Source organism: Acinetobacter terrae (assembly GCF_002135195.1).
Lineage (GTDB): Bacteria > Pseudomonadota > Gammaproteobacteria > Pseudomonadales > Moraxellaceae > Acinetobacter > Acinetobacter terrae.
Genome location: NZ_NEGF01000003.1, coordinates 111,845 through 129,662, shown reverse-complemented (window position 1 = coordinate 129,662; position 17,818 = coordinate 111,845). Strand labels below are relative to the sequence as shown.

The window sequence follows — 17,818 nt, the reverse complement described above, 5'->3', positions numbered from 1 at the left end:
GTAGTACATTCCTGACACCTGAAATTTCGCTATAAGATCCTGATAATCTTTGCCAGTTAAAACATACATCTTTCACATAATTCATCTTATTTAAATTATAGATAGATCACTTGTATAAACTTATCTATGCTAGGAGAAGTTTCTAACGTTTGTAGGTAATTGCGTACAAGGAAACAGGAGATTGCTGATATGATTTATTGTTAATATTTGTAATTATTTGTTAAGTAAGTTCCACTCTATATAGATGGAAAAATCGTATAATAATTATAAGAATATAACTCCGAACTTACATAAACGTAAGTCATAAAGGGGAAGCTACACTATTAAGCCTTATAGTTTTGGGAGAGACTATAGGGCTTTTATTTTTGACTAAGATAAGAAATTATTAATAGGCTAAAAAAGATGACCAAAAACTGCCTCATTGTTAAGGAGTATAAAATTTTTATATTAATGAAAGGGTTATAATAAATTTTATAATTTACAACCACACTAATTTTATCCATAGCAGCCGGTTTTTTCTGCAATCAATCAAGTATAAATGTCAAAAATTAATTGCCCATTTACATTCAAGCTAACAAAGTAAGTTATACATTAACCCCAGATTCCCTATGATAGAAATAAAAGTAGGGAGTAAAAAAGCTATGATCAAAATTAAAAATCCAAATTCTGGAGAAGAGAGAACGATTAATAAAGTTCTCGGTGATGAAGACACCTTAGCCAAGGCCCAAGAGCATGCCGGTTATTATGATATGCATAACAATCATTTTATTCCTCAAATCAATAACACTAATGAGGTTGTTGGGTTTTGTGACGCCGAAGAAAATTCTATTGTCTGGAAAGTAATTGTTTAAATTATTTAATCGAAGAAGGATGTCTTATAATTCGGTCGATAAATAGACGATACCGAAAGCAACTTGAATTAGCCACAACTCACTGGACCACAGAACAGGATAGTTATTTGATTGAGAACCATGCGCTCACGTTTGCAGAGCTGATAATCAACTTACTATTCACTGATGGTCAGATTATCCGGCGAAAAGAACGATTTGGGTTGTTACGAAGAGAAAAATAATTGCAAAGGTTTTAAAAGGTTTCCTGTCGGCTTTTCCCTAAAATTAAAATACGGATTAAGCACCTAAAGTTGCTTAATTAAATTTAAAAAGCCTATTGATTAATCTTTAAATGTTTCATTCAGAGCTTGCTGCACTGCATCTATCCTTGTCTTGCAGGCTTTGTATGCGATCATGGACTCTTCAACAATCTTCATTAAGTTATCAATATCCGGCTCTTCCTGAGACTCAAGCAGTTCTGCATTCTTTTTAAGAACTTCATAGCCTTGTTTAAAGGTTAATTCTTTATTAGCCATTGCGGATTACCTCTTTAACATCGGCGTTGATAATGCCGTCCTGTAATTCTACCTGAATGCTATCACCTGAAATTTGTTGAATCGAACGAATGGCTTTGCCTTGGCTGCGCACAATAGCGTAACCTTTGGCCATCACATTTTTAGGATTCTGTAAAAGCGTTTCACGTAATAATGATTCAACTTGGGTTGATGCCAATTTGATTTGTTGTTGCGCAAAATATTGGCTATTGCCTTTTATTAACTCAAGCGTTTGCTGAGTCGTATTAATCTGATTTTGAGCCAGTGTCTTGATCACTTTGATGTACTGATCATTTTGGCTTTGATAGGCCGCGATCTGGTGTTGAGATAAATGTTTGATGGCCTGTAATGATTGCAGTACTTGTTGTGTCCGCTCAACAATCAAGTTTCGAATACCTCCAATCACTTTACTTGGGGTATCAAAAGATCGGTGGGCGACTTCATCTAAAATAGTTCGGTCTTTTTCATGGCCAATGCCCACCCATATCGGAACTGAACATGTACACAAGAAAGCTGCTAAAGGGTAGTCATTCAAATACGCTAAATCATTCACAGCACCACCGCCACGAATAATCACAATCAAATCGGGAGCAGAAGTGAAATCTGTCGCCCACTGAGCTAAGCCATTCGTTAATGATTCAATCATACTGACAGCTGCAGTATTTCCCTGAAATGTCGCCGTGTGATAGACGAAGTGACAAACCCCAGTCTGATCCAAAGCATCTGCATCTTTTTTAAAGTCCCCTAAACCTGCAGCATTTTCAGGAGCAATCACCAAGACATTTTGAATATCGAAAGGAGCAGGGAGCAATTTATTTTTATTGGCCAAGCCTTCTAAGCGAAGATGCTCTAATATTTGCTGATAACGTTTAGCAATCTCCCCCAAGGTATAGCTTGAGTCAATATCTTCTACATTGACTGAAAAACCATACTGAGGACTGAAAGTGGCTTTAACTTTTATCAGGACATTTAAATCTCTCGACAGCTCAATCCCACTTTCACGTTCAAACTTTAAAACTATTTTGGCCGCTGAAAACTTCCAGATCGTTGCCTTACAACTAGCCATCACTTTATCTGTCCCTTGTTCTTTTTCTGCAAGCTCTAAATAGTAATGACCACCTTTGATACTTAAATTTCGAATTTCTGCTTTCACCCACACAGGCTCGTTAAAAGCTATACGGATAACTTCCTTTACCGCAGACAAGTATTCACTTAATGAAAGCTGGGGTTCGAACATAGAAATGCTGGCAAGGTATCGTTATAAAAATAGTATCCAACTGATCATTCAAAGGCAATTGAACTTGCTTAACTCTATATTGTGTTTATACGATTTTTTTAAAAAAACCGATATAATTCAACAAGTTTACTTAAGTATAAAAACACTAAAAAATAACCTTGTTACAAATGGGATTTTTTGAGAAATTCCGGAATTTTTTGCTAATTAACATGATCAATAAACAAATAAATTAAAAATTCACTCTGAGTTAGTAACGCTTTTAGGACAGAAAATATTCTCAATTTTTGCAGATAAGACTTGGGATGGTTTTATACAGATCTGTACGTTTTAACTCACATATATTTAAGGTCTTTGCGGATAGGTATTACTAAAGTTTTTTCTTATGTTAGGAAACAACAGGAAGTTCCGGAACAAAAAAAATAATAATGAGTTCTCGCATGAGGATCGTGAGGGACGACAGGAGTTATACCTAACTCATCCATACGAAAAAGCCTGACAGGATGTCGGGCTTTTTTATTGCGTAAAATTTGTATCATGTAAATAGTAGAAAAAATAAAAAATGTCTAAAGGTCGTCTTATATGACTTTAAAAGGGCTTATTGATTTTCCAAAATTGATAAAAATGCTTCAATAAAGTTAGGTAGTTTTATTCGGTGAGTTTGACCAACTTTTATCACTTCGAAGGTCAAATCTTCAAGTTTTAATTTTTCACTTTCTGTTTTTAGTTTTTGATGAGTGGATTGTAAGCCTTTTACCCAATCTTCAAGCACCTCTATAGACATATCTTTTTTAATATTTAGAACTTGAGTGGCTGTTTTAAAATGGCTTAAAGTCGTACTATCTTTAAAAGATACTTCTATACGATGATCTATACTCTCAAATAGATCATGCTTAATAATAAATTCGAATTTTCCACTTGCGGGTTTTATAACACTTATATAAATGTTTTTGAAAGCTTGCGTATATCTTTTATTCTTTGCATCATGGATTTCTGAAATCCATCCTTGAGATTCTAAGAACTTATCCATCTCAATAAATATTAAATTCGTGACTTTTTCTTCAATTTTATTCGCTAATTCTTTAAGTTCATGACTTGTTGCGACCAGCTTATTTTCCAATTTAGATCGATAAGATTGCTCATCATCATGTTGTATTGATTTGGCAAATATTGCTTGCAAGCGTTGTTCTGGTGTCATGATTTATACTCACTTTTAATTAATAAAAGTCTTATTAATTATAATGTGGCTCAGTTCATATATTTCAAGTAAGCATGAAAAAATAGCACTCAATCCTAAAACTGAGTAGAGGATGGGAGTTTTACTTCTATTTTTCGTTTCGCATAAATCGCTTTATATGTGTTGTAAATAGATGATTGAAAATAGCGCTATAAAATTGATAGCGCTTTATTTTTGTAGGTAAAGGCTTACAAAAAAACAGGAAATTACCGCTATAACTTAGCTTAAATATCTGTAATTATTCATTTAATGAATTCCATCATGTATAGATGGAAATTGCATAATAATAATTATAAACACATAACTGTGACCTTATAAGAAGGTAGGTTATGAAGAGGAAGCTACAGATCTAAGCCTTATAGTTTTGGGAGAGACTATAAGGCTTTATTTTTTTTAAATATTTTTCTTATCTACTAAAAAAAATGAATTCAAGCCAGATACTTTCAATTCTGCATCATCATCAATCAATTATTTATATTTATTCCATTTCTATTGTGTAGCACTCGTTCCATTTTAGTGCTCATAGAATAGAAAGAGCCTACCATTTAATAGTTAATATTTATAACAATCATATACTTAAGTTTGGATAATCACAATTGGCACATTATTTGAATAACACATTCTGACTTTACAAGAAAATGCCTTAAAAAGGGTCGGAGAATAAATGATGATGCAACAAAAATTGATTTCTAAAAGTTTACTTACTGCTGCATTGCTGGCAAGCATTACACTTACAGGATGCTCAAAACCCGCTGAAAAAAATGAAGCAGCCAAGCCTGAAGCGAAAGCAGCTGCGACAAGTGGCGATACGATCAAAGTGGGTATTTTACATTCTCTTTCAGGCACGATGGCAATTTCTGAAACATCGTTAAAAGATACCGCATTAATGGCGATCAATGAAATTAATGCAAATGGCGGGGTATTAGGTAAAAAATTGGAACCTGTAGTGGTTGACCCTGCTTCCGATTGGCCTTTGTTTGCAGAGCGTGCACGCCAGTTAATCACTCAAGATAAAGTGGCGGTAATTTTTGGTGCCTGGACTTCAGTATCGCGTAAATCTGTACTCCCTGTAGTTGAAGAGCTGAATGGCTTAATGTTCTATCCAGTTCAATATGAAGGACAAGAACAGTCAAAAAATATTTTCTATACCGGTGCTGCACCAAACCAACAAGCAATCCCTGCAGTTGAATATCTCATGAGTGAAGAGGGCGGTAACGCCAAGCGTTTTGTATTATTGGGTACAGACTATGTGTATCCACGGACCACCAACAAAATCTTGCGTGCGTTCTTAAAATCAAAAGGCATTGCTGAAGCCGATATTATGGAAGAGTACACACCTTTCGGTCACAGTAACTATCAAACCATTGTGGGGAATGTAAAGAAATTTGCTGCGGGTAAAAAGACTGCGGTAATTTCAACAATCAATGGCGATTCCAACGTACCGTTCTACCGTGAACTGGGTAACCAAGGCATAAAAGCTTCTGATATTCCTGTTATGGCATTTTCAGTGGGTGAGGAAGAACTTCGCGGCATTGATACCAAGCCTCTAGTGGGACATTTGGCGGCATGGAACTATTTCATGACTGTGAAAAATCCGATTAATACTAAATTTATTGATAAATACAAACAATTTGCAGTGGAGTACAAGCTACCCAATGCAGCTAAGGTAGTCACCAATGATCCAATGGAAGCCACTTATGTCGGTATTAACATGTGGAAGCAAGCGGTAGAAAAAGCGGGTACTACAGATGTAGATAAAGTGCGTGAAGCAATGGCGGGGCAAACTTTTACGGCTCCATCGGGTTATACCTTAAAAATGGATGAAACCAATCACCATTTACATAAGCCGGTCATGATTGGTGAAATTCGTGGGGATGGTCAGTTTGATATCGTTTACAAAACACCGAATGCTATAAAAGCGGAGCCATGGAGCCCGTATATTCCTAAATAAGTTTTCCCGGAGCCTGTTGCATCTGTAGCAGGCTTTTTTGATTTATTTTTCCCTCATGGGAATAACATTTAATTGGGAGGCTTAGCATGATTGATCGAATAAATTACCCCACTATTCTATTCATTATTACTCAATTTTTTTTCCTGCAAAATTTGAATGCAGAGATGCCAAATTCTTCTTCAGCAGAAAATTCTCAAGTCATTACTCAGGCTGAAAATACGCATAAAGCAGTTGCCTCATCTGGCGATGCGATTCAACAATTTGTCCATGCAGGATTTTCTGAACGTCGCAATATGTTAAACCAATGGCCAGCCGGCATTGAAGAACTCGATCGTTTGGTTGCCTATGTAAACAATAATGAACTGTATACAGATGGTTCTGGACAAACCTATATTTTAAAAGATGATGAAAAATTATTCAGCTATCCAGATGAACAAGTCGTAGATACTTGGCCATCAGATTTATCCCAAGTCACCTTGGTGAACACCTTGCGTAAGGCATTGAGCTTTGGACAAGCCAAAGTAAGATTACAGTCTGAAGATGCTTCTCAGCGTTTAGAAGCCATAGATATTTTAGAAAATAATTTATCAGAATTAGATCCGGCAATGATAAATACGCTGTATTTAAATGAAACGAATAACAAGGTTAAAGCCCGATTAGAACAACTCAAAGCACGTATGGACTATGGCAGTTCAGACGTACGGGTCAAGATCCAAGCGGTAAAAGTTTTAAAACAATCGAATCGTCCCGAGGTATTGGCTCTGGTCGAACAAGAACTCCAACAACCGAATTTAAATCCAGAATTAAAAACAGTATTGGTCGATGCCAAAGGGAGTATTAAAACCCGACTTCAAGCCAGTGAGTGGACAGGACATGTCTTTTCAGGTTTGAGTACAGCCAGTATTTTATTATTGGCTGCCTTAGGTTTAGCCATTACCTACGGTTTGCTGGGTGTCATTAATATGGCGCATGGTGAACTGATCATGATTGGTGCCTATACCACCTATGTGGTGCAAAGCTTGTTTAAGACCCATTTTTCAGGATATGTCGATTGGTACTTAATTGCTGCAATTCCTGCAGCATTTGTGGTCAGTGCATTGATTGGAATGCTGATTGAAAGGACCGTGATTCGTCCCTTATATGGTCGTCAACTTGAAACCTTATTGGCAACCTTTGGTGTCAGCCTGATCTTAATGCAATTGGTGCGTATGATTTTTGGTGCACAAAATGTCGAAGTCTCCAATATTTCATGGCTTTCCGGGGGGATTTCAATCACCCCAAGCCTGATGCTGCCTTATAACCGAATCGCCATTATTGTCTTTACTGTGGCTGTTTTTCTGCTCTTGGTTTATCTATTGAATAAAACCCGTTTTGGCCTATTCGTTCGTGCCGTAACACAAAACCGTCAAATGGCACGTGCCGTGGGGATTCGTTCAAGCCGTATCGACATGCTGGCTTTTGGTTTGGGTTCAGGTTTGGCAGGCCTGGCAGGTTGTGCTTTGGCACAAGTCGGTAACGTTGGTCCTGACTTGGGTCAAAACTACATTATCGATGCTTTTCTTGTTGTGGTCGTCGGTGGTGTAGGACAAGTCTGGGGGGCAGTTCTTGCCGCACTGGGTTTAGGAATCAGTGGTACTGTTCTTGAGATTGGCATGGGTGCTGTGCTTGCAAAAATTATTTTACTGGTTCTTGTGATTTTGTTTATTCAAAAACGCCCACAAGGTTTATTCGCCATTAAAGGTCGATTTGTGGAGTAAACACTATGAAAATCACATCATTCCTATCCGATAATCCTTATAGCGCAGTGGCCATTGCGATGGGCTTTGCCATCATGTTGATTCTACCCTGGTTTCATTTATTGCCAAGCGATTCGAGTCTGCATCTTTCTGCGTATTGGGTCACGTTGATTGGCAAAATCATGTGTTTGGCTTTGGTGGCTTTAGCGCTTGATTTGGTTTGGGGTTATGCCGGAATTTTAAGTCTGGGGCATGGTTTGTATTTTGCCCTCGGCGGTTATGCCTTTGGTATGTACCTGATGCGTGAATCCTCCGGAGAAAGTTTACCTGACTTTATGCGCTTTTTAAGCTGGACGGAACTGCCGTGGTATTGGGTGGGAACAGAACATATTTTATGGTCACTCACCTTGGTGATTTTAGTTCCCGGGCTTATTGCTTTTATCTTCGGATATTTTGCTTTCCGTTCCAAAATCAAAGGTGTGTATTTCTCCATCATTACGCAAGCAATGACTTTCGCAGCCGCATTGTTGTTCTTCCGTAATGAAACAGGCTTTGGCGGGAACAATGGTTTTACCGGCTTTAAAACCCTTTTAGGTATGGATATTACCTCTACCTCAATGCGTGCAAGCTTATGCTTTATCACTGCATTAGTATTGTTACTGAGTTTTATCGGCTTACGTCATTTGATGAATAAGCCTTATGGACGTGTATTGGGGGCAATTCGGGATAGTGAAAATCGTCTGCAATATTTAGGTTATCGAACCCTCTGGTACAAGCTGTCTGCATGGGTACTTTCTGCAGTCATTGCAGGTATTGCAGGAGCATTGTATGTCCCACAGGCGGGGATTATTAATCCCAGTGAAATGAACCCGGTGAATTCCATTGAAATGGCTGTGTGGGTTGCTGCAGGCGGTCGTGGAACCTTGATTGGACCCATTCTCGGGGCAGGTTTAATTAATGGCGTGAAGACCTATTTCACTGTGGCCTATCCCGAAGCATGGTTGCTCATTCTAGGAGCACTCTTCATCGTCGTGACTATCTTCCTTCCCAAAGGGGTGATTGGTATGTTCGATCGCTTTAAAAAGGAGAAAAACTAAATGTCAGATTTAGGATTAAACGCACAACAACATGGCGGTCAACTGGGCGAAGGTTATGGACGTTTAAAAGAAGCAGGACCTGACTTTAGCCATGGCATCGCTTTATATTTAGAAAAAGTCAGTGTCTGGTTTGATGCATTCCGTGCCTTAAACGACTTGTCGCTTTACATTAACGAAGGTGAGTTACGTTGCATCATTGGTCCAAATGGTGCAGGTAAAACCACGCTGATGGATGTGATTACGGGTAAGACTCGACCAACGGAAGGCACAGCATTTTTCGGTCAAAACTATAACCTGGCAAAAATGAGCACCGAAGAAATTGCTGAAGCAGGAATTGGTCGAAAATTTCAAAAACCGACTGTGTTTGAAAATTTCACCGTGATGGAAAACCTGTTGCTTGCTGCACCTAAAAATAAACAGGTAAAGAAAAGTTTTTTCAGCAAGCTAGAGCCAGATGCTCAACTTGCTTTGGAACAATCACTCGAGCAAATTCGATTAAAAGAATTTATCAACAAACCTGCAGGCTTATTGTCGCATGGTCAAAAGCAATGGCTTGAAATTGGTATGTTGTTGATGCAACGTCCAAAACTGATTTTGCTGGATGAACCTGTGGCAGGAATGACTGATGCCGAAACCGAGCGGACAGCGGAACTTTGTCTAGAACTCAAGAAAAACCATACCTTGATTGTGGTGGAGCATGACATGAGTTTCATTAACAGCATCAGCGAGAAAGTGACGGTATTGGCTCAGGGGGCAATTTTAGCCGAAGGTACATTGGCGGAAGTTCAGGCCAATGAAGATGTGATTGAGAAATATTTAGGACGTTAAGGAGCAGACCATGTTAGAAGTCAAAGACGTCAATCAGTTTTATGGTGGCAGTCATATTTTACGTGACATATCCTTCCAAGCGCCTATAGGTGAATGTTCGGTTATCCTTGGACGCAATGGCGTAGGAAAAACCACTTTATTGAAATGTTTGATGGGGATCTTACCGATCAAATCGGGACAGATTTTATTGGATGGCAAAGACATTTCAAAAATGAGTCCCGAACAACGTGTTCGTGCTGGCTTGGCATATGTGCCACAAGGACGGGATATTTTTTCGACCTTGACTGTAGAAGAAAATATCTTGATTGGGATGGCAAAATTTTCAGGGGCTAAAACTAAAAAAGTCCCTGAGCATCTTTATGAAATTTTCCCTATATTGGATGAAATGAAACATCGCCGTGGCGGAGATTTATCCGGTGGTCAGCAACAGCAGCTTGCGATTGCGCGTGCCTTAGCTTCTGAACCGCGTGTGTTGATTTTAGATGAACCCACTGAAGGGATTCAGCCATCGATTATTAAAGATATTGGCAAGGTGATTCGTAAACTTGCGGATGGTGGAGAAATGGCCATTATTTTAGTGGAGCAGTTCTATGATTTTGCTGAAGAGCTTGCAGATGGCTATACGGTCATGGCACGTGGGCAAGTGATTGCGCAGGGTGTGGGGAGCGAAATGCCAGAGAAAGGAATCAAGGACTTGGTGGCAATTTAATCTTCTTTTAAAAAAGGGAGGAAATATCCTCCTGTTTTCATATGTCTGTTTCGTCATGAAATTGCATTTTATAATTGAAGGTTTACTCTGAGTGATGAACCCTTCAAAGCCAAAAATAATCTCCAATTTGTATGGAAAAATTTAATTAATTTTTGTCAGTTTTAACTTACAGAAATTCAAGTCTATCTCTTATATTTTCCATATTGGCTGGTCCTTATGATCAAAATATAGGGAACAGGATGTTCCGGAACAAAAAACAAAAATTATAAGTTTTAGTAGAAGGAAAGTAAGGCAGAGCAAAGAGATAAAAAATCCCAACAGTCATGTTGGGATTTTTTATTACGTATAACTCGTCTTATATAAAATGGTAGAAAAAATAGGAAGCTTTGATTCTGCCATTTCAGCTTAACTACCTAACCCATATTAATTTAAATACTTTTAAAAGCCTCAATAGCCCGAATTCGGGTTTGTTTCAAATCTGCAATTGGTTGGGGATAATTCAAAGCCAGATTTAAATTTTTGGCATAAGGCTCATGGATGGCTTTGGCATCTAAATGGGCCAGTTCAGGAACCCATTGGCGAATATAATCACCATTGGTGTCAAACTTTTGCGACTGGCTGATGGGGTTAAATATACGAAAATAGGGCACTGAATCCGTGCCGGTAGAGGCACACCATTGCCACCCGCCATTATTTGCTGCCAAATCACCATCAATTAAATGTTGCATAAACCATTGTTCACCCAGTCGCCAGTCAATCAGCAGGTTTTTGGTCAAGAACATGGCCGTAATCATACGAACCCGGTTATGCATCCAGCCCGTTGCCAATAATTGACGCATTCCTGCATCTACAATCGGAATACCGGTTTGCCCTTGCTGCCAGGCAGTCAAGTCTTTGGGTGCGTCACGCCATTGGATTTTTTGTGTATCTACCTTAAAGGGCTGATGTTTAGACACCTGCGGAAAATCAAATAAGATATGTTGATAAAACTCGCGCCATAATAATTCATCCAGCCAGGTTTGCTGACCTAAATGTTCTATATGGAAGTGTCCATGCTGTCGACGAAATAGAGCCTGAATACATTGACGGATAGAAATCATGCCTAAGTTTAGATAAGGTGATAATTGGCTGGTCGAATCCAGATGAGGAAAGTCTCTCTCTTTCTCATAATGAATCACTTTATCATTGATAAAATCATCCAATAAAGTTAAGGCATATTCTTCGCTGACTGGCCAACGATCCTGTAATTTTATCGAAGGATGATCTGGATATAATTCTGCAAAAGTGCAAACAGACTCATCCTCGAGAGAGTCAAGTTGAAGATCAGCCTGTACTTCAATTTGAGGATAACACTGCGGTAAACTCACACTGAGTCGTTCATAGCAATTTTTCTTGAATGCGCTAAAAACCTGATAAGGTTGATGACTCTTGTTACGAATGCTGCCCACAGGAAATAAAGTGCGGTCATGATACAGTTCGAGTGATTTATTATCTTTTTCTAAGAACTTCTGAAGCTGGGCATCGCGCTTTAACTCATTTACACCCAGTTCAATATTGGCATGTATGCAATTGATATTGAGTTGTTGTGTAAGCTGAAAAACGCCTTGCGGAATATCTTTCCAAAAAGGAATATGCCGAATTACTAACGGAATATTCAAGGTTTTTAGCTGTGTTTTAAGTGCTTGAAGCTGTCTTAAATAAAAATCTATTTTAACAGCGGCGTCGTTGTGTAAAGCCCATTGTTCAGGCGAAATAACGACCAATGCGATACAGGGTCCCGCTTGGGTGGCATGCCAAAGAGCAGCATGGTCGTGAATGCGTAAATCCTGTCGAAACCAAATGAATTGCATGGACGTATAATGTCTCGAAAAGATGATTGATTATGATTCTATGCAATGTTGAGACATAAAAAAAGCATGAACATTAAGTCCATGCTTTAGATGCTTCATTATGGAAATTAGTTTTGAGTCTGTTTGGTTTTGATTACATCACTCAAGTCATATCCCATGGATGCAGCATAATCCAAATATTCCTGTACGACTTCTGGTTGTGGCTGCGGTGAACGAGAAAGAATCCACATATATTTTTTATCTGGACCACCCACTAATACTGTCTCATAATTCTCATCAATTTTTAAAACCCAATAATCACCACGTCCGACAGGCAGCCAGCGGATAGCTTTTGGTAAAAAACTTACTTTAAGTTTAGAGTTAAAAGGGGCATTTTGTACAAAAGCTTCACCAATAGATTGTTTGAACTTTCCATCTTTTGTATAACAACTATTATCGACTTTGATATTGCCATTCTTATTCAAAGAATAGTTTGCGATCACATTACTTTCGCATTTATTTTGAAAATACAAAGGTTTTCTGGCAATTTCATGCCAAGTCCCTAAATACTTATTTAATTCAATTTTTTCAACAGCCTGTAATGGCTCAGTTTGTGCATGCGCCAGAGTTAAAATACTGCTAGTACCAATCACAATACCTAATCCAATTTTCGCCAAGGGGAGACTTGAGCTTTTACGCATGTTTGACATAAATATTTATTCCAATAAATAGGGTGTTAACTTTATATATTTACCTTAATTGTTTTTTTAACACTGGGTGTAATATTATGTAATAAAGAGAATAAATATTAAGTCATTATTCATTTTATATAATCTTGCAAAGCTTATGTTTGACTATTCCGTTATAATAATTAAGCAAAGTTTTCGGAAATTTCATTCTATTTAATATCAAGATTCTTATATGGGGTTTTATTTAAAAAATTATTCTTTTAAAGAATTAAAATTTTATCTATGTCTTGATTAAGTAAAAAGTGTAATTACCATTTTTAAAAATTTTTAAATAATCTGATTTTAATGAATCATTTATTCTGATTTTAAAATATCTTCATTTTACAATGATAAGAAATGTCACATGAGCCTCATAGCTTTATCATAGTGGATATGCAAATTTAGGGTGGTTACAAACCACTGTGACTTATTTTAAAAATAGGATGTATATAAAAATGGCTAATCAACCACAAAACCCGCAAGATCAACAACGCCAGCAGCAGCAACAAAATGATCCACAGCGTCAACCTAACCAGCAAAATCCGCAGGATCCACAACGTCAGCAACAGCAACAGCAACAGCAACAAAATGATCAAAAACGTCAGCAAAATCAGCAAAAATAATCGCTGATAAATAAAAAGGCGCGGATCTTAGGTCCGCGTTTTCGTATCAACTCCTATTTAATAATCATCCTGCATTATCTAATATGGATTTAACTTTTTAATCATGATTTAGCCATTTACGATGCTACCACCATTGACATGAATGACTTGTCCAGAGATATAACTTGCTTCGTCAGAGGCAAGAAATAAATATGCAGGAGCGACTTCGCTGGGTTGTCCCATTCGTCCCATTGGCGTGTTTTTACCAAAGTTTTTCAAGTGTTCCTCATCAAAACTACTGGGGATCAAGGGTGTCCAAATGGGTCCTGGAGCGACAGCATTCACTCTAATTCCTGTTTTATTTTTTAACAGGTTTGTAGATAAACTTCGTGTGAATGAGGTGATTGCACCTTTAGTACTCGCATAATCTATAAGCAGGTCATGTCCATGATAACTGGTGATGCTTGTAGTATTAATAATCGTATCACCCTGTTTCATATAGGGTACTAACAATTCAGTTAAATAAAACATTGAAAAAATATTAATTTCAAAGGTTTTAAAAAGCTGTTGTGTATTGATATCTGTAATGTATTTTTGTGGATATTGAACACCTGCATTATTGATTAAAATATTGATGGTTTTAAATTCTTGAAGGGCCAGCTCAACCATTTTCTTTATTTCATCTTGATGTTGTAAATCACATTTAAGGAGTAAGCAACGTCGTCCTTCATTCTCCACCATTTGTTTAGTATCAAGAGCATCTTGATCTTCTTCTAAATAGCAGATGCAAATATCGGCACCTTCACGGGCAAACAGTACGGAAATCGATCTACCAATTCCGCTATCTCCGCCAGTGATCAACGCGACCTTATCTTTTAATTTATTACTACCTTCATAATTGGCTTTGATGATTTCTGGTTGGGGATGCATTTTAGATTGAATACCAGGTTGATGGCTTTGTACTTCTATAGAGGGAGTCTTAGGATATTTATTCATTTTCTTTTTCCAATTTTTTTAAATGCATTGATATATATTATTGGGTTTTTAATACTTTTTATTACAGAGAAACATTAAATAACACATTTTATTAATTAAACTAATAAATTATTGAATATTATGAGTTAATTAAATTACCAGAAAAACTATTTAAAAATTTATCTTAAATTATTTATTTAGAGGTTTTTTTAATAAAAAATAAAAATATTTTATTTATGTCTGTTAAATATTATATATTATCAGGCATTAAAAGTGAATTAAAGTTATCAATGGTGAGAGAGTGTCTCGGATATTTTTTAATATAGTTATTTTTATTTTAAATGCATTAACGGTAGAAATTATCGTTATGGCATGAATAAACATTCCAAAGAAATCAATTTTATTTATTCTTGAAAATTATTTTTTCATGCTTAAAGCAAAGATATGGGCTATAAAATCCCATATTTTATAATCTTTACATTCTATCCCACGCATCTTTAATCGCGTGTTTAGCTTGAACCCATTTTAAACGAGACTCTGCTTTAAAATTATCCCATTTGGTTTGAAGGTCAGATTCTGAATCTTCAAATCGGGCATTTCCCCCATATTCAGAACGTGAATTTCTACCAAATTCATAAGCTGAAGACAGATCTCGATCATACTCAATATCTGGAATATCACGCTGTAAATCAGTGTAATAAGGGCGATTGATATAGTTTTCGCGCCAATACTGATCAGACTCGCTATTTGGAGTACGGTTTTGATTTTCTAAATTGGTCGTCATGATTTAACTCCTGATTTTTTCAACCCGCATGGGAGAGTATTATTCAATACTCGCCACAGGTGAAAATATGAAATCTAATCGTTAATACAGCACTTATTGCTGCTGATCATCATTTACATGTTTTAAAGGCTGATTAGGGTTTTGTTGTTGCTGTTGACCAGTTTGTTGACGTTGTGGATCTTGCGGGTTTTGCTGATTGGGTTGACGCTGTGGATCATTTTTTTGCTGTTGCTGACCTTGATTTTCATTTTGCTGTTGGGATTGATTTGGATTATTGCGGCTACCATTATTTTGATCTTGCTGATTATTTATATTACTCATTTTTACACCTCAATATAATATATTAGTGATTTTTAAAAATCTGTATAAGCCAGATATAATTATTATTAGCATGAATTTTAGATTAAAAAACCCAATAGATGTTACATATTGTGTAATGTTTAATTAATGTAATTTTAAAACAAGTTATATGATTGGAATGTATTAATAAATTACACAGAAAAGGAGTAACTAACTTAAATTGAAATTACAAAACACTGAAAATTAATTATTTTTAATAATTTTAATTAAACTCTTGCAGATATAATTAATCAGTTTTTTTAGTTTATTCTCCTTTTGTCCTTTGCAAAAACAACGATAACTGTATATTTTATTATTATATAAAATGGAATAGAAAAAAGTTCCTACTGGCTTATTTTTGGATTCTGAGCCACCATGCTTGAGTAGCCCAGTACATCCCACATATACATCTGATTTAAATATTTTTTTTGATTTTTTTACTAATTCTTCAGTAATTTTGGAAGATTCAGGTGTGTATTTCTTAATCATTTTTGATGAAATTTTCAAAACATTTTCTTTGATTTTTAAATCATAACAAACCAGTCCACCATTTAAAATTTCCCCCGAAAATGGACTAAGGGAAAAGCGGTAAGCCAAGTAGCCTGCAGAAGAACTTTCAATAAAAGTAATATTAAGTTGATTTTTGGCCATTAATTCACAACATTTAGTAGTAGACATATTTATAACTTTATTTAGGCTTAATTAAATTATCTTAAGAATGAATTTAGATATTAACAATATCTTTTTTATAGGTGTTTTTATCACAATTTTGGATTTATATATGTTAAGTGATTGAATTTTATAAATAGATAGAAATTAATTAAACACAACTTAAACGAATAATAACAATTTGAATCTTTCACCATGTCATATTGATAAATTAGGTTTATAGCAGACTTACCGCGTGGAGAATAAAAATGCCAGTAGCAGTAAAAGAAAAATTGCTAGATTTACTTGATAAAAACCATCAAAGTTATTGCGATTTAGTTACCTTTTTCCTAGATTCAAATATTTCTACACCAGATAAGGAACGAAAAGCATCTATTTTTTTAAAAAAAGAAATTCACACGCTCAATTCAAGTTATTCCAATTTTCCTTCCAATTTAGGTGAAATTCATCAATGGATTGTTAATAACAATAAAATTCAATGTCATGAATACCAATTGTACAAAGAAAGAAGAAATAGCGGAGCAGAGCGTGAATATTTTAAAAATGTGGGTCAAGCATTTGAATTTTTAATCGAAGTTGCTCCCGTAAAGCGAGTAGACGGTTCATGGTTATATAGCATAGTCCATTACTGGAATGATCCAGTTTTCAGAGACTTAATCCAGATTTATGTTGAAGAATTAGGATTAGGGCTGGCTAAATCGAATCATGTGTGTTTATTTGATGATTTACTTTTTAATTTAGGCTTAGAACATTTCATATTAGAACTAGAAGATGAATATTATCATCAACCTGCAATTCAATTAGCACTTGCATACGCTCCACCAGAATTCATTCCAGAAATTATTGGTTTTAATTTGGGATATGAGCAACTTCCATTGCATCTTCTGATTACTAATTACGAGCTTAAAGAATTAGGGATAAATTCCCAATATTTTAATCTGCATATCACCATAGACAATATGGATAATGGTCATGCAAATTTATCTATTAAAGCACTTGAGAAAATTTATAGTAAATTCAAGGATAAAAATTCCTTTATGGATAAAGTGAAGGCTGGTTTCGCTTTAAATAATAAAGGATTAGCCTCATTACAAATTATTAAAAACCTCAATTTAGAAGCTTTGGTACTTAAAATTCTTAAACGTAAAGCTTTAGTGGGGAATGTGATTCACAGCGATAAATGCACACTAAATAATCGATCTATTAATGAATGGCTTTCAGAACCGAATCTGGTCGAAGAATTTGTAGAACTTTTGATTGAGAAGCAATGGATCAAGATGGATAGAGACCCTGAAGAAAGCCGCTTCTGGCAGTTGATTAGTCATGAAGAGGGGAAAATGTACGGCGTCTTTAATTCGACAGAAAAGCAGATTATTTATGATTGGATTGCAGGAGAGCATTCTAAACACTTTGATTTAAAAACGCAGAAAATTACTCCCGCTGATAAAAATAAAAATGATTTTATGTTCAGTTACTTGTCTGATGGAGAGTTAGAGGAGATTCAACATCAGATTTCAGCAACAGGCAATCTCGCGATGAAGATGAATAAATTGCTTCCTTACTTAGCACCTCATGCCCACCACAGTGAAATTGGACTTTGGTGTACTCAACGTTTTGTCCATTTTCTTTTTCCATTTTTGAGTGATAAAAATTCATCACACCATTAGCTGAATATCGATAAAATTTTTTAACCGTTATTGATAATTTAAACGATAT

17 protein-coding genes are annotated in these 17,818 nt (G+C 36.1%); 8 read left to right on the top strand and 9 right to left on the bottom strand.

The annotated features are described in order from the left end of the window. The first annotated feature begins 641 nt into the window (after positions 1 to 641). The gene (locus B9T23_RS04825) at positions 642 to 851 is read left to right on the top strand and encodes a hypothetical protein (RefSeq protein ID WP_131272197.1); all 210 of its coding nucleotides are present in this window, start codon (positions 642 to 644) and stop codon (positions 849 to 851) included. Between the two features lie 320 nt (positions 852 to 1,171). On the opposite strand, the gene xseB is transcribed toward B9T23_RS04825, so the two are convergent. From xseB to B9T23_RS04810, 3 genes are all read right to left on the bottom strand, one after another. Beyond that, the gene (gene xseB / locus B9T23_RS04820; protein ID WP_086193223.1) at positions 1,172 to 1,366 is read right to left on the bottom strand and encodes an exodeoxyribonuclease VII small subunit; all 195 of its coding nucleotides are present in this window, start codon (positions 1,364 to 1,366) and stop codon (positions 1,172 to 1,174) included. After that, positions 1,359 to 2,621, bottom strand: coding sequence for an exodeoxyribonuclease VII large subunit (gene xseA, locus B9T23_RS04815; protein WP_086193222.1), 1,263 nt, complete (start codon positions 2,619 to 2,621; stop codon positions 1,359 to 1,361). The genes xseB and xseA overlap by 8 nt, the downstream gene beginning before the upstream one ends. A 595-nt stretch (positions 2,622 to 3,216) precedes the next feature. Next, positions 3,217 to 3,816, bottom strand: coding sequence for a hypothetical protein (locus B9T23_RS04810; RefSeq protein WP_086193221.1), 600 nt, complete (start codon positions 3,814 to 3,816; stop codon positions 3,217 to 3,219). 709 nt (positions 3,817 to 4,525) lie between these two features. Between B9T23_RS04810 and urtA the strand changes: the two genes are divergently transcribed. The 5 genes from urtA to urtE all read left to right on the top strand — a co-directional run bounded on the left by urtA (position 4,526) and on the right by urtE (position 10,176). Then, on the top strand, positions 4,526 to 5,806 hold the full coding sequence (gene urtA, locus B9T23_RS04805) for an urea ABC transporter substrate-binding protein (RefSeq protein WP_086193365.1): 1,281 nt from the start codon (positions 4,526 to 4,528) through the stop codon (positions 5,804 to 5,806). Between the two features lie 164 nt (positions 5,807 to 5,970). Then, positions 5,971 to 7,563, top strand: a complete 1,593-nt coding sequence (gene urtB / locus B9T23_RS04800; protein ID WP_407640414.1) for an urea ABC transporter permease subunit UrtB — start codon at positions 5,971 to 5,973, stop codon at positions 7,561 to 7,563. Positions 7,564 to 7,568: 5 nt separating this feature from the next. Continuing rightward, entirely contained in the window at positions 7,569 to 8,639 is a 1,071-nt protein-coding gene (gene urtC, locus B9T23_RS04795) for an urea ABC transporter permease subunit UrtC (protein ID WP_086193219.1), read from the top strand. Then, entirely contained in the window at positions 8,640 to 9,467 is an 828-nt protein-coding gene (gene urtD / locus B9T23_RS04790; RefSeq protein WP_086193218.1) for an urea ABC transporter ATP-binding protein UrtD, read from the top strand. Between the two features lie 10 nt (positions 9,468 to 9,477). Then, positions 9,478 to 10,176 (top strand): urea ABC transporter ATP-binding subunit UrtE, encoded by a 699-nt coding sequence (urtE, locus tag B9T23_RS04785; protein WP_086193217.1) that lies wholly within the window; start codon positions 9,478 to 9,480, stop codon positions 10,174 to 10,176. 428 nt (positions 10,177 to 10,604) lie between these two features. Here the strand turns inward: urtE and B9T23_RS04780 are convergent, their stop codons facing one another. Together B9T23_RS04780 and B9T23_RS04775 are read right to left on the bottom strand one after the other, a co-directional pair. Then, on the bottom strand, positions 10,605 to 12,026 hold the full coding sequence (locus tag B9T23_RS04780; protein ID WP_086193216.1) for a cryptochrome/photolyase family protein: 1,422 nt from the start codon (positions 12,024 to 12,026) through the stop codon (positions 10,605 to 10,607). Between the two features lie 107 nt (positions 12,027 to 12,133). Next, positions 12,134 to 12,715: a lipocalin family protein gene (locus B9T23_RS04775; protein ID WP_086193215.1), complete on the bottom strand. Its 582-nt coding sequence runs from the start codon at positions 12,713 to 12,715 to the stop codon at positions 12,134 to 12,136. Between the two features lie 473 nt (positions 12,716 to 13,188). Here B9T23_RS04775 and B9T23_RS16750 point away from each other — a divergent pair, with 473 nt between their 5' ends. Next, complete coding sequence (locus tag B9T23_RS16750) at positions 13,189 to 13,356, top strand: hypothetical protein (RefSeq protein WP_171263053.1); 168 nt, start codon at positions 13,189 to 13,191, stop codon at positions 13,354 to 13,356. A gap of 108 nt (positions 13,357 to 13,464) precedes the next feature. On the opposite strand, the gene B9T23_RS04770 is transcribed toward B9T23_RS16750, so the two are convergent. The 4 genes from B9T23_RS04770 to B9T23_RS04755 form a co-directional block, all read right to left on the bottom strand. Further along, complete coding sequence (locus B9T23_RS04770) at positions 13,465 to 14,331, bottom strand: SDR family oxidoreductase (RefSeq protein WP_086193214.1); 867 nt, start codon at positions 14,329 to 14,331, stop codon at positions 13,465 to 13,467. Between the two features lie 454 nt (positions 14,332 to 14,785). After that, positions 14,786 to 15,094, bottom strand: coding sequence for a hypothetical protein (locus B9T23_RS04765; RefSeq protein WP_086193213.1), 309 nt, complete (start codon positions 15,092 to 15,094; stop codon positions 14,786 to 14,788). Positions 15,095 to 15,187: 93 nt separating this feature from the next. Next, on the bottom strand, positions 15,188 to 15,415 hold the full coding sequence (locus B9T23_RS04760) for a hypothetical protein (RefSeq protein ID WP_086193212.1): 228 nt from the start codon (positions 15,413 to 15,415) through the stop codon (positions 15,188 to 15,190). Between the two features lie 222 nt (positions 15,416 to 15,637). After that, positions 15,638 to 16,111 (bottom strand): CinA family protein, encoded by a 474-nt coding sequence (locus B9T23_RS04755; RefSeq protein ID WP_086193211.1) that lies wholly within the window; start codon positions 16,109 to 16,111, stop codon positions 15,638 to 15,640. A 239-nt stretch (positions 16,112 to 16,350) separates the two neighbouring features. On the opposite strand from B9T23_RS04755, the gene B9T23_RS04750 reads away from it, so the two are divergent. Next, entirely contained in the window at positions 16,351 to 17,769 is a 1,419-nt protein-coding gene (locus B9T23_RS04750) for an iron-containing redox enzyme family protein (RefSeq protein ID WP_086193210.1), read from the top strand. The last annotated feature ends 49 nt before the right edge of the window (positions 17,770 to 17,818 follow it).